The sequence below is a fragment of the Falsiporphyromonas endometrii genome, assembly GCF_042654485.1.
Taxonomy (GTDB): Bacteria; Bacteroidota; Bacteroidia; order Bacteroidales; family Porphyromonadaceae; genus Porphyromonas; species Porphyromonas endometrii.
This window is the reverse complement of record NZ_JBHSGO010000173.1, coordinates 1-14,343: the sequence shown is the minus strand read 5'-3', so window position 1 is coordinate 14,343 and position 14,343 is coordinate 1. Positions and strand designations below refer to the sequence as shown.

Genomic DNA, 14,343 nt, shown 5'->3' with positions numbered 1-14,343 from the left:
CGGGCGGACGCCAATCCCCCCGGTGTTTTTCATGTCCGCCTGACGGATGAACAAAACAATGAAATGAAATGATTAATTTTGACTCAAAGATAAACCTCCTTTACACACTTTTTGGGATACTACCTTGAGAAGGCGGTTTTCATGAAATTCAAGATGTCCGGTATTTCAATAATTTTACTGGGCACCAATAGTTCTTATGATATTTTTGAGTACAGAACTGTTGCACAAAGGTATCTCTTTCGTTGCCTTCGATATCCGTCTTCGGTCAGATATATAAATACTCATCCTTCAATGTCTACGTTTTTCCCATCTTCTCTTTTTGCGAATTACCAATGCAAACTGCGACTCATTAAAAATCCTCGTTGACATTGAAAAACAAAAAGGGGGAATAAGCGCCTTTCAAATGCTTATTCCCCCTCTATCGAGGTTATCAAACCTTAGTAATTAATAGAACTTCGCTCTATTATCTTTTATCTTCAAGATATTATACAGATGCATAAATGCACGCTGAGCTATCTGATTGGACATAGCAGCTTTTTTCTGTTGGATAACAGCCTGAACCGATGCACCGGCAGGAGCATTACTTTCAGACATCGGTCTAACTACATATACTGATCCATCTTCTGTAGAGAATGGTTTTGAGATGGATTGAAGTGCAGTTGTCATAGCATAACCATTGACCAAAGCAGGTTGAGCACCTGTTACAGTATAGCTCATACCACTTATAGTATCAACCCTGGATTTCATTGCTGAAGCATAATCTTCAAGTGTTGTAAGCTTTTTGGCTTCCAGGTCGGATGCCATTTTCTCACCCTTCTTAGTATCCATTAGTCTTCTCTTGATATCATCCTTAACCATGCTAAGAGGTTTATATCCCGGCTTCACATGTTCAACAACTGATGCAATCATGATGTTGTTAAGACCACATCTCTGCACCTTTTCCGAAATGGCTCCGGCATCAGCATTCAAAGCCCAATGAATAACAGGACGAGAACTTGCAATGTTGCCAAGGATAGGAGTACTTACATCTACATAAACACCGTCTTCCACTTGATAACCCTTATCAGCAGCAGCTTTTGCCATCGCCTTGAAATCACTATTGTTAAGAAGAATCTGGCTCATTGCATTGAAATCGCTGTTGTATGTATCGTCTGAGAATGTAGCTGGTACAATACCATAAGCGAACTTGTATTTATCTACCGCCGGTTTTGGATCCGAAGCCTTAAGAAGCATAGCATAGTTGTTCTTCTTAATTGTTATCACATTACCAAAAGGCACTTTGAAAATTGTATCCATCTGGCTGGAAGCGGCGATAGCTTCTGTGATGGTAGAATCAGGCATACCGAAACGATTAGCCATCAGTACATAACCATCGCTTGCCTTAGATCGATCATCAACACTATATTTTTTTGCCAAGTCGCCAAAGTTAACACCTGAAGCCAATTGAGTATTGATGCTATCAACAAGGTTTAACTTAGTTGAATCTAAAACAATCATCTGCAACTTAACACCTGCTGTAGCATTCTTTTTGCCCGTAAGCTTAACCAATGAATACTGGTCATTTGCAAGTGTAGGATCGTTAACTTCATTGACTGCAGCTGAAGTGATGAAATCTGTAACCGAACCTGGCAAATTCATTTGGCTAATCTCATCCATTGTCAAATATGTAGAAGCAATAAACTTATCGGAAAGATTTCTAAAAGCATCCTCAGGAGTTGTTGTAGCCAAAAGAGACTTGACATTTTGCATTGTTTTTTCTGCATCTGCATAGTCCTTTGCACTTGGTCTAACTTCCTTGCTGATATATTGCATCTTAGTTGTACCAAATCTCAACTTAAAGTATTCCTTGTGTGAATCATAATACTTCTGAATATCTTGATCTGTCACCTTTACCTTATCATCAGCAATGTCGGCAGATGAGCCATGAACCATTGCAACTTGACGATTGGGAACTTCAGACATAAATTGAGCATCAATATCATTCAATACCACCGAACGGCTCAACAAAGAAGCTATCTTCTCTTGTTTACGACTCAGCACAGACTGTTGCTGAAGTGTAAGCCACTGCAACTGTATCTTCTTGTACGAAGATTGTACCTCTTGTGGTTGTGAACTGATAGACTTATCAGTCATTTGATTAATAAAATCACTCACTGCCTTAGAATCAGCGGCATTAATGCCAAACTGTCCCAAGAATTGTGACAACATTGGACTGGGAGCAATACCTCCCTGACCCGTTAGCATAGCCAAAAACTCAGCAGAAGAAACATCCACACCAAGAGCTTCGGCCTCTTTGTTTACAAGGACCTCGTTCTCAAATTGTTGAGCAACCTGATTATTGATGTACATACGTTGCTCATCAGAGAGACTCTGTCCACCACCTTGCAATTGCTCCACTTGGTTTAATCTTTCCTGGAAGTCCGGAGCCTTGATCTTCTCACCATCAATCTTAAGTGCTACGTTCTGCTCTTGACTAAAGAAGGTCGTTCCTGAACGCAGGAAGTCTCCCATAATAAAGGCCAACATAGCCAAGCCGACTACGATAATTAGGAGTGCGGCTTTGTTTCTAATTTTCTCTAGTGTTGCCATTAGATTTATTTATTGTTTTTATTCTTATTTTTCTACTGACCAGCAAATATACAAAGATAAGTCCAAGAGACCTCAAAAAAGCAACAATCTATCGGATATACAATCAAGCATATGCAACTCATAGGCTGCTTATTACTCTGTAACGTACTGATATAAAACTCATAAAGCTATACCACTGCACACAATGAGGATAACAAAGGCTTTAAAAATCAATAGACCTATCAAAATTTCGGTCCAAAGTTAGCAAAATGTATCGATCTATAAGCATTTCTTCCGTCATTTAAATGGTCGACACATAGAATAATTCTTAATCTCATTAATAGACGCTATCTTGCATCTGAATACATTACCAATTCATTCCTTGCACTTCGATTTATAATCAAAAGCTTAATAATAAGGAAATGACCTACGACAATTTCGGCTTAAAAACATACAGTTTCTTAGACAAGAAGGACCAACAATCAATCTAATCCTCTTCATCTTCATGCGGCATGATTGTCATTCGGACAAGCTCTATCTTAGTGGAAGAAGATCTTAAAATATCAAATTTGAATGGCGGAATATCTACCTTTTCCCCCGCCCTTGGAATATGCTGATAGTTGTCTAATATAAATCCTGCAATAGTTAGATAATCATCATTCTCAGGCAAGTCCAACCCATACTTTTCATTGATATCGTCAATCTCAACTCGACCGCTAAAAATATATGTTTCGTCATCAACCTTACGCGACACAAGTTTCGATCGGTCATGTTCGTCTTCTATTTCACCAAATATTTCCTCCACAATATCTTCCAGCGTTACCATACCGGATGTACCACCCAGCTCATCAATAACGATGGCGACACTTTTGTTCTTCTGCATTAGATGGGTCATTAACTTATTGGCAAACATACTTTCAGGGACAAACATTGTTTTAACCACTTTGTCCTGCCACGGACCATCTTTAAACATTTCTGATGAATGGATATATCCTATCACATCATCTATATTCTCTCGATAAACAATCAACTTGGATAAACCTGACTCCTTAAACTTCTCTTCCAAGACAGATTGATTTTCGTCAACATCTACAGCTTCTATTTCATTACGAGGGACCATACATTCTCTGACTTGTACTTTAGAAAACTCCAAGGCATTTTGAATTATTTTGACTTCAGTATCCAATTCTCCAACTTCATCCGGATTTTCATTCAAATTCTCCGAAAGGTAATGATCCAAGTCTGCTGTAGAGAATCTCAATAGTTTGTCTTCCCGTTTGATGTTACTTCCCGTACACAAGAAAAACAACTTTGTCAAAAGCTTACAAAGTTTGGTCACAGGAAAAAGTATGACATAAAAAATAGATACCGGGAAAGCAAAGATTTTCACCATCTGATAAGACTTGGACCTAAACAAAACTTTTGGCAAAAACTCTCCCGTAACAAGAATAATTACAGTAGACAACAAAGACTGTATCAACAAGACCAAGGCATCATTATGCAAAAAAGATTCCAAAGGTTTTTCTAATAGCTTAGCCATAAGAAGACCATAGACAACAAGAACAACATTATTTCCAACCAACAATGTTGTAACAAATTCATCAGGTTTCCTAAACAGCATACCCAAAATGGCACTGGTAAAACCTTTTTCTTTTCTATCAACCTCCAATCTCAGCTTGTCCGAAGATACGAAAGCAATCTCCATTCCAGAAAAAAAAGCTGACAACATTAGAGCTATAAATATGTATAGATACAGCATAAATTTACAAGACTATAAGCAAAGACTTACATGCAATGAAACATAACTCAGACAATATGAATTATTCTATCAGTAAATATAATACAAAAGAGACAATATTTAACAAGGAGCTCCTCAGGGATCTGCATTTTGGAATGCCAAATACTCACCAGATTCTCCAAAGTCTATCTAAGGTAACGGACAACCATATAAAAACCTTGATAACTAATGATTCTTGTTTTTATTAGTGTGTATCTACCGAATCTTTCTCCACAAAATCAACAATAGCAGATGTCGACTGGAAGGTATATTTAGACATATCCTGATTAGCCCTAAAAGACGCACCTCTTAAAATCTGATCCGGGGTGTGAATGTATACAGAGTCATCGGAATATATTTCTCCATTTTTGACATCCCAAAACATTCTTGGAGCATAGAAATCTGTACCGGAGACATTTCTAATATGCACATGCCCCCTTAACTCCCAAAGTTCTCTATCAAAATAATTATAGGCTGTGTCTGCAGAAATCCGCGCAATAACCTTTTTGTTATTATCATCATACCTCTGTAAGAGTATCCCATAAGGGAAAAACCACTTCTTATTATTCTCCCTGTCATATAAACGCCACTCTTTGGTATCGAGCCTTGTACGAGTATATCCTGAATCCGTAATGAATGTATGTACGTCCTTCGTACACATAGTGTAGACCGTATCAAGATTGATTGTCTGCTTTACTGTCATCACCTTCTTTTTTCGACAAGAAGAAAATATAAGAGAAGACAAAAGCACTGCCCAGGTTAATAATACCCGAACAGTGCTCCAGTTTATTTTATTACGTTCAAATGACATAATTCGATGTCCATTCAGAAGGCAATCAGCGAATAGTCACTGACTCACCTACCCATCCTCCAACAAAGAGACTCTTTCCTTTGTCTAAATCCGGATGCATAAAGATATCTGCAGCTGATGGAAGATATTTAGAGTATGTTGCTATCAAACTATTTGCTTTACCAGCAATGCCGGGGTCCATTGATTTAGCTCTCTGCAACTTCTCTATTGCCAACCAATATACACAACGTTGCTTGAGTTTATCATCCGGGAAAAATGAAGAGGCAGAAGAAGCAATCATTTGACCTATACAAAGCATAGCTTCTCCCATGGAAGGATCTTCTTGAATAGCTTTATTGAAATAGCCCTTAGCAGCACCATAATTGTGAGAATTCATATTAATTACACCTATTGTATAATTACAAGAAGCTCTCATTTTAGCACTCTTGGCAAGGCTTATTGCTTGCTGAAGCAATTGAATAGCTTCTGAAGTACGACGCTGATCTAAAGCCTCTTTTGCCAATCCCATGGCAGCTTCTGCTGTCGGTTTGATATTAAAGAGATAACGACTTCCCTTTGTATAGGTTTGACTTGTTTCACATCCGGTCATCCTCATCATAGTAAGCATTCCACTAAGAAAATCTACGTTATCCTTATTCTCTTCAAGTTTAGGACCATATATTTTCTCCATCATATTGCAATCAGCCAAACCGCTTCTTGCAAAAAGATCATCCATTGGATCTTTAAGTGACGAAATTAACTTAATATGGGCTGAGTCATCTCCGGCCTGTTCGATTTGTTTGTCAAGAGCATCATTACCAAACATAAAATCCTTGATATATTGCTCATGCCAATTCTTATCCTTGATAGCTTTGTTTAAAGAAGCAAATACAAAATAATATATTGTCTGTGGATTGGCATCCCCCTTATAAGCCTCTATTGCAGGTTTACACCAATCGTAGATCTTCGTATAATCATACTTATCTTGTGGCACCAAAGACATATAATCGGCAATCCTATTTGTTGCAATGAAGTCCAAGCCGTACTTTGGATCATCACCAAAATACTTTGCTCTGTCATCATAAAGCTTCATAAGTTTGTCAAGAAGTTCTTGACGTTTCTTAGGATCTTTCTCTTGCTGTAGTTGCATCTTAATCATATTTATACCGTAGATATAAATATTTTTAGTAGAAGCAGGACACTCAGCATAAGCGTCTTTCCAAAACTTTGCGGCACTCTTAAAGTCATTCCCCTTATAGTAAGAGGTAAACAGACTGATGTTTTGCACACATCGTACGCTATCATCACCTTTACCGTAGCGTGTACCGGTAGCTGCACCGGTCTGAGCTGATGCAGACATACCTGCCACAAATGTGAGAGCGGCAGTTAAGATTACGTTAATTCCTTTCATATTCTAGTCTTCTGTTACTTATTAATCTTATTAAAACAGATTCAATGTAAATATTTTTAGCCAATCAACATATCGAGATCTCGGATTTGATATATAAATCTTCTCCTATCGACATCCAGATATATCTTATTTAATCAAATTACATTAGTTAATCTTGAGTTTCTTAAACCATCCCTCATTGAATGTTACCCCCAAAGTCAACCTAATTGTATTTTCGGAAGGCATAGCTGACACAGCAGGAAGTAGATGGCTATATTCAAAAGCTATCTGCAAAAACGAACGTCTATCGACCAATGGGATTCCCAAGCCGGCAGATACACCCAACTCATGATAACCATTAAAACCTCCGTTTACGGGTAACTTTAGATATGAGTTGTTTGCATGTGCACCAAATCTATATCTAATTTTCTTAAGTAAACTTCCATCATCTGCATTAGGGATATATTGCAATCCGGCAGAGACCTTCCACATATTCTGTAACTGTGCAACGTTATCTGCAAAGGTAACATCTTTCCACAAAGCATATTCAACATCTGCTCCTACCATCAATTTATTGGATATTTCATAAGTCATACCCGCTGTAAATGAATGGGGCAATTCATAAAGACCGTGTCCTGAAATTGTATCACCGGAAGTCATCTCAACAACAGCATTTCCTGATGTCATAAACTTCTGTTCATAAAGAGTTGAATGCATCTTAACCTTTGGAGTATAAGCCAATCCTACTGTCAATGATTGCTTATTACCTATAGGGATCTTACCCTGAACCCCAACATTTACAGAACCCGCCTTCATTGTTAGTTTAGAACTAAATGTAGGATCCAATGCCAAGCCGGTAGAGTATGATATTCTTCGTTGATGACTAAATGAGCCAAAATAAAATTCACCATTAAGTCCTACCGAAAGATACTCAAATGGAGCATAGGCCAATCCCAAGTAAAGTTTATTGAGATTACCGGTTCCATTATAAGCCTTGCGGTATGTTTGACCTTCTGCCCCTTCAATTGGTTGGATATTACCAAAAAGGTATCCGGAAGTTGACACCGGAAGGACACCTATACTAACGCCCAATCTGTGAGCAACCGGGAAAAGCATTGTGAGATAATCAAAATTCCCTAACGTTCGATGATTGGATTCATTATTGGACGAAGCCCAATATTGCCCCATGGAAACACCGAAATCCATCATAAAAGTCATGGAATCGACTGCCGAATAAGATGCCGGGTTGATGGGATTAATCATATTGCGATCACGCAAACCTGCGCCGATCCCCCCTATGGCCCTATTAAAAGAAAGCGAAGGCGATTCGACCTTTCCCAACCCAAAGCGCGTATATGGCGATTCGGTACTATTATTTTGAGCTATGGCCTCTGAATGGGACAATCCGCAGCATAATAGAACTCCTGCGAATGTCAGCTTGGCCGTATTCTTTAAGGCTTGCAGTACTTTATACATTCTTGTATTGATAGTCTAGTATATAATTTAACCCCTGAAGGACGAGGTCCTCCACAAAGGTCTGATTTTTCAATCTGCTTTCAAAATATTTAGTCTGTCCTCCTGTGGTAAGCACAACGAGATCGGCAGACTCTTTTCGACAACGCCGGATATATCCCTCAATCTCCGATACGAGACCGAGTATTACGCCGGACCTTATGGCCTCATCTGTATTAAGCCCCCATTCTGGAAGATTGCCACCGGAAGAGACGTGTGGTAAAAGGCAAGTATGCTCATTTAGAGCTTTAAATCTTAGCTCCATACCTGGAGAGATATTACCTCCAAGATACTCACCATTCGAATTTAGTCGTTCATAGGTAATGGCAGTTCCCGCATCAATAACTAAAACATCTTTGTTAGGGAATAAAGCCCATGCTCCTACAACTGCCGCTATCCGATCTCCACCGAGAGTCGATCTATCATACTTTGTCGTAATAGGTAAAGTCGTATTAGGATTGAGGATAAAAAAATCTTTGCCGAAGTATCTTTTCAAACTGGAGATAAAACAATCTGACTGTTTACCAACCGAACAAAAGATACACCCTTTGGCCGAAAGTTCCTTCTCGTTGAGGATATCTCGAAGATCTTTAACCTCAGACATTCCCAAAACAGATCTTCTCATCACAAGCCTTGCGCCTTCAAAAACCGCAAGCTTAATGCATGTATTTCCTCTATCGATGATAAGTTTTGTATCCACTTTGTCCTTATAAACTTAATGTCAGTCGGCAAAGATAGTCAATCTTCTACTTGCTACATCTTTGCAAGAGACAAAATTAGCACTTTTCAAGATGAATAACCGTTACAACTGACATACAACAAATTACTCTTTCCATATCCTCAGACCTATAGATTCCACACCTGGAAGAGGTACATTATGCAATGGTGTACGCAACTTTACCGTATAAACGCCCGCTCGATTCATCCTTTTCTTTCTGAAAAGACATATAGGCACTTCTCTTAGACTAATACCATTTCCAATCCATTGATTATGCTCATTTACAAGAGATTGTGTAACAGTATCTGTCTCCACCAAATCTCCATTCAAAGAAATATCATATATAAATTTGATACGCGTATACTTATAATCATTATTATGCCTAAGGATAAGGTCACAAGAATAAGGTTGTTGATACGCCTCTACAAGCATATCGAAAAAGACCGATTGACCGGCTTCCCACCTGGCATTAGGTAACTGTTTGAATGTAAAATTTTCATCCTTTAGCTGATGATAAACACAACTATCAAATAAGATTAAACAAAGTACAAACAGACCTAAGTTGACTATTGTATGAGTTAACCTACGCATCACTTATTCCAATGCACTCTTTCCCCTGTTCTGATACCGTGAATCTGTTGGTTCAGAAGAACGATTTGAGTTTTCGGATGATGATTTGACATCTTTATTCTTAAAAGAATCTTTTTCTTTTGGTTCCCTCTTAGGACGAATATTACGATTAGACCTTTGCTGATTGTTCCCAGGTCTGCGATTACGGCCTTCGTTTTTATTATTCCTATACCGTCTATTGGGCTCATTCGATTTTTCTTCAGAAGAATCTTCGTTTTTGTTTTGAATTAGATCCTTTTGACTTTGCTGAGATCGCTCAATTGATTTGATATCTGCAACATCATTCTTTTCCCCCGTAAAATTTCTTGACCTTCTCTTCTTCTTATTTTTCTTCTTCTTTGATCTATCAAATCGTGTTAAACTATCATCAAGAATATCATGCGAATTAGCTTTGGATTGAGTTTGCTTTTCATCGAACTCCAAAGTTTCTGGCTTTCTACCACTCTTATTAAGTTCAATAACATCAAATGCTCGTTCATTAGAAATCGTCACGACCTCAAGAGGATTACCTTTTTCCTTGCTATAAGAAACCTGCCTTTTAAGTGAATCAGCTTTGAAAAAATAGTAATCTCCAGCCTCTGTATGAAGTACAATCTCCTTGTCCGGTTGTTTTTTACCGGCCTCGACATATGCATCCACTTCATAATTGATACAACACTTGAGCTTTCCACATTGGCCGGTAAGTTTTTGAGGATTGAGAGACAAATCTTGAAAGCGAGCAGCAACTGTGCCTACTGACACAAAGCTGGTCATCCAAGCTGAGCAACACAATTGTCGTCCACAAGAACCTATACCCCCTATTCGACCGGATTCTTGACGAGCACCTATTTGCTTCATTTCGATACGAATATGAAATGTATCTGCCAAGACTCTGATAAGTTGTCTAAAATCGACTCGACCATCCGCGATGTAATAGAAAATAGCCTTAGTACCATCTCCTTGATATTCCACATCGCCAATCTTCATTTCCAAACCCAACTCTTCGGCTATTCGACGAGACTTAATCATTGTATCGTGCTCCTTTTGGCGAGCCAACTCAAAATTCTCCAGGTCAAACTCGGTTGCATGACGTAAAATAGGCTTTGGCTCACCATAACGATTAAAATCGTAACGATGAATACGCATCGCATTCCTTACCAAACGACCGGTTAGACTTACAGTACCAATGTCATATCCGGGTGAAGCCTCGACAACAACTTGGTCTCCCTTAGTCAATTCAAGATTGTTTATGTTGCTAAAATAGCCCTTACGGGTATTCTTAAATTGTATCTCAACATACTTTTCATTGATTGCATTCCCGGGAATATCACATAACCAATCATAACTATTTAAAGGCTGTTGGTGAGTATGACGACATCCATCCTGAGTCATTCGACACCCCCCTGTATATTTTATATCTTGTTTGTAATCCATTTTATTTACATTAAGTCGGTATACACCTTTGATAAGATACAAAGATAAGCGTTTTTCGTTTCTACAACTTAGAAGCTGTTTCGTTTTATTGAGAATCTACATACAAGAGATATTCAGATTAAAATCAACTCTTGGCATAGAAAGTAAAACAACACAACAATTGGAAAACAAAACAATAATCCATACATTAGCGGAGCATTTCACATAAAAATCATTTGTGATACAATAACAAGATAGTTGTGAATAGCTTTCAATTTCGTACTTTAGTCTGTGCATTCGCACCAAAGACGATAAGCTGCTGCGATTCGTTATGGTTGTGAATAGCTTTCAATTTCGTACTTTAGTCTGTGCATTCGCACCTTTGTACAAAAGCTACAAAGAGGAAATCGAGTTGTGAATAGCTTTCAATTTCGTACTTTAGTCTGTGCATTCGCACCTCAATCTGGTCGAGGACGTTCTTTATTGCAGTTGTGAATAGCTTTCAATTTCGTACTTTAGTCTGTGCATTCGCACCAATTATACGTTAAAAGGTGCAAGCACTCAGTTGTGAATAGCTTTCAATTTCGTACTTTAGTCTGTGCATTCGCACCTCCAAAGGTTTCGCAAAATGATGAAACGATGTTGTGAATAGCTTTCAATTTCGTACTTTAGTCTGTGCATTCGCACCGCTACGAGCTTTGGTCTTGTCTTGAGAACTGTTGTGAATAGCTTTCAATTTCGTACTTTAGTCTGTGCATTCGCACCTACAGCACCATAAGCGAAACACAATGTATCGTTGTGAATAGCTTTCAATTTCGTACTTTAGTCTGTGCATTCGCACCACTTTATCTCAATCTTGTAAACTTTCAATAGTTGTGAATAGCTTTCAATTTCGTACTTTAGTCTGTGCATTCGCACCTCCGTTGTCACCTGTCCAGCCAGGAACCTGTTGTGAATAGCTTTCAATTTCGTACTTTAGTCTGTGCATTCGCACCGACGAGCAGAAAGAAGCTCGTGAATTCTCAGTTGTGAATAGCTTTCAATTTCGTACTTTAGTCTGTGCATTCGCACCAAGTCGGAGATGGTATATACCTTTCCTAATGTTGTGAATAGCTTTCAATTTCGTACTTTAGTCTGTGCATTCGCACCTGCGAGGTTTAAGGAAATTAAAAGAATTGAGTTGTGAATAGCTTTCAATTTCGTACTTTAGTCTGTGCATTCGCACCCAGGAATCATACGTAACACACAGAGGTGGAGTTGTGAATAGCTTTCAATTTCGTACTTTAGTCTGTGCATTCGCACCCAAAGAGACAGCCAAACTAAGAAGCGAAAGGTTGTGAATAGCTTTCAATTTCGTACTTTAGTCTGTGCATTCGCACCATATAGCCCTTATATCCCATCTGGAATTGTGTTGTGAATAGCTTTCAATTTCGTACTTTAGTCTGTGCATTCGCACCATAAAGTACTAGAGATTTCTGTAAACGATAGTTGTGAATAGCTTTCAATTTCGTACTTTAGTCTGTGCATTCGCACCAAAGGCTATTAGATATATAGAGTTTCATAAGTTGTGAATAGCTTTCAATTTCGTACTTTAGTCTGTGCATTCGCACCCACGGGAATATCCGTTACCCCATTTTGTCCGTTGTGAATAGCTTTCAATTTCGTACTTTAGTCTGTGCATTCGCACCAAAAGCAACATGGAAGAAAATCTAATGAACGTTGTGAATAGCTTTCAATTTCGTACTTTAGTCTGTGCATTCGCACCAGGAATACACTTAAATTAAAGTATATCAGTTACTTATATTCCATTATTAGGAATTAAAAACTCATAGCATTTCGCATTGATTCCAGTCAAATAACAGATTTTGCTGGTTCTCATTTTGTTCAATTTTCTTATTGTAGTATGATTCAATTTTAGCGAATTGCTTATCTGTGACTCTCAATATTGCCACATATCCATATTCCGGCATTGCTTTTTTCACTCTTTTCACATGCACTTCAGTATTTTGCACACTATCACAATGTCTTATGTATATCGAATACTGAAACATTTCGAATCCATCTTGGATTAGTTTATCTCTAAACTCTCCATTTTGCTTTATTTGCCTTTTCGTTTCAGTTGGCAAATCATAAAATACAAGTATCCACATCGTTCTATACTGGCTATATCTATTACATTCCTTCATAGTTCCGGGTATAATATTTTTCTAACTTCTCCACAAAAGCATTTATAGATTGAAGCTGAAGTCATCTGTGTTGCTATCATAAGTGGATAGATTTTGTTATCCATTTTTACATCTTTGGTCAACACTCCCAACAGCTTTGCTTTTGTATCTTTTACCAGCTGTACTTCTGCACTTTCTCTCACCATACTCACCACCAACTTATCGACATAAGGTCTATATGGTTCCATCACATCATCTGCCAGGCAGTATGCATTATATCTGTTGTGATGATGAATTCCCATTGTTGGCAACAATCCCGATCCGATAAGAGCTCTGGCCACAGCTGCTCTTAATATTGCATATCCATAATTAAGCAGATTGTTTGGGTAGATACCTTCCCTTTCTCTTTTAAAATCAGGTATCTCTTCAAATAAATACTTCCAATAATAGACAGCAGCTTTTGCCTCAACATTTGTAGTATCACCGGATTTTACATCTTCAGCCCATCTTTTCATACATCCTGTCGGAGCATCTGTATATCTTTCTAATACAGCTGCTTGATTATCAATCTTTTGTCGTATTGTTTGTTGCCACAGTTGCTTTTTAAGAGGTTCTGAAGCTTTTATTTGATGTCTAAATCTTTCACTTTGAAGTGTATTTGTATTAAGAGGCATATGAAGTCCCAATGGAAGTCCGTTAGCTGCACATGATACTATTGCAACATTTCCCATCAGCAACCCTTCCATTGCAGCACTGGTAATCGTTATCCTTCTATGATCCAATATAACCATGGCTATATCTTCGATTGGCCTTGTTATTACCCCTTTCTCTTTCAATCTTTGGGGTAAGTTTGCTGTTTCTTTTATTTCCGGCAGTTCAATTATCAACAGCCCCTTCTTAAATGAGAGGTAAGCCGGATGGCTCAAACACAATACCTTCTTTACCATAGCTCCTTCATTTATTTATAAGTTGTTTTAAAACTTCCTTTTAATGACTACTCAATATTCGTTTCTACTATTTTAGCACCCATATGCACTACTGATATCAACATCTTATAATGTTGTCATATCTTACGAAGAGCATTTATTAACCCTAAATATCTTTAGAACATTAGGTTAGAAAACCAGTTTGAACAATTAAGAGATAACGTTATAATTTATTTTGACCTGTTTAATCCTTCAACTACTAACACATAGCCTGCTATACTCCTTAGTTAGTTGGCAGAATCAGTTTGAAACAACTTCATATAACTGATAAAATTGAGATTATTAGATACAAAAAGGGGCTGTGTCAAAATTCCATTTGGCGCAGCCCTTTCTGTTTTTTGAAAAAAGTTTCAACTTTCTCTATATTAAGTCTTTTCCATGTTATTAATAATAGTTATCTTTATGGTATACAAAT

General features: G+C 37.9%; 10 protein-coding genes and 1 CRISPR repeat array. All 10 genes read right to left on the bottom strand.

Going from position 1 to position 14,343, the window contains the following annotated elements; translation table 11 throughout:
* Positions 1–444: 444 nt before the first annotated feature.
* The 10 genes from ACFO3G_RS05735 to cas1 all read right to left on the bottom strand — a co-directional run bounded on the left by ACFO3G_RS05735 (position 445) and on the right by cas1 (position 13,889).
* Positions 445–2,589: a peptidylprolyl isomerase gene (locus tag ACFO3G_RS05735; protein ID WP_380078842.1), complete on the bottom strand. Its 2,145-nt coding sequence runs from the start codon at positions 2,587–2,589 to the stop codon at positions 445–447.
* 466 nt (positions 2,590–3,055) lie between these two features.
* Positions 3,056–4,327 (bottom strand): hemolysin family protein, encoded by a 1,272-nt coding sequence (locus ACFO3G_RS05730; protein WP_380078840.1) that lies wholly within the window; start codon positions 4,325–4,327, stop codon positions 3,056–3,058.
* Between the two features lie 223 nt (positions 4,328–4,550).
* Positions 4,551–5,156 carry an LPS export ABC transporter periplasmic protein LptC gene (lptC, locus tag ACFO3G_RS05725; protein ID WP_380078838.1) on the bottom strand — a complete coding sequence of 202 codons (606 nt, stop codon included), beginning with the start codon at positions 5,154–5,156 and terminating at the stop codon, positions 4,551–4,553.
* A 25-nt stretch (positions 5,157–5,181) separates the two neighbouring features.
* Positions 5,182–6,546: a tetratricopeptide repeat protein gene (locus ACFO3G_RS05720; RefSeq protein WP_380078836.1), complete on the bottom strand. Its 1,365-nt coding sequence runs from the start codon at positions 6,544–6,546 to the stop codon at positions 5,182–5,184.
* A gap of 144 nt (positions 6,547–6,690) precedes the next feature.
* Positions 6,691–8,001, bottom strand: coding sequence for a hypothetical protein (locus ACFO3G_RS05715; RefSeq protein ID WP_380078834.1), 1,311 nt, complete (start codon positions 7,999–8,001; stop codon positions 6,691–6,693).
* A complete protein-coding gene (locus tag ACFO3G_RS05710; RefSeq protein ID WP_380078832.1) occupies positions 7,994–8,737 on the bottom strand; it encodes a type III pantothenate kinase in 744 nt (247 codons plus the stop codon). Before ACFO3G_RS05710 ends, ACFO3G_RS05715 begins: the two co-directional genes overlap by 8 nt.
* Before the next feature lie 123 nt (positions 8,738–8,860).
* Positions 8,861–9,346 (bottom strand): gliding motility lipoprotein GldH, encoded by a 486-nt coding sequence (gene gldH, locus ACFO3G_RS05705; protein ID WP_380078830.1) that lies wholly within the window; start codon positions 9,344–9,346, stop codon positions 8,861–8,863.
* A 3-nt stretch (positions 9,347–9,349) separates the two neighbouring features.
* Positions 9,350–10,798, bottom strand: a complete 1,449-nt coding sequence (locus ACFO3G_RS05700) for a PSP1 domain-containing protein (RefSeq protein ID WP_380078828.1) — start codon at positions 10,796–10,798, stop codon at positions 9,350–9,352.
* Between the two features lie 236 nt (positions 10,799–11,034).
* Positions 11,035–12,542: a CRISPR direct-repeat array (repeat unit 47 nt; unit sequence GTTGTGAATAGCTTTCAATTTCGTACTTTAGTCTGTGCATTCGCACC).
* 61 nt (positions 12,543–12,603) lie between these two features.
* Positions 12,604–12,927: a CRISPR-associated endonuclease Cas2 gene (gene cas2 / locus ACFO3G_RS05695; RefSeq protein ID WP_380078826.1), complete on the bottom strand. Its 324-nt coding sequence runs from the start codon at positions 12,925–12,927 to the stop codon at positions 12,604–12,606.
* Between the two features lie 32 nt (positions 12,928–12,959).
* A complete protein-coding gene (cas1, locus tag ACFO3G_RS05690) occupies positions 12,960–13,889 on the bottom strand; it encodes a type II CRISPR-associated endonuclease Cas1 (protein WP_380078824.1) in 930 nt (309 codons plus the stop codon).
* Positions 13,890–14,343 lie beyond the last annotated feature (454 nt).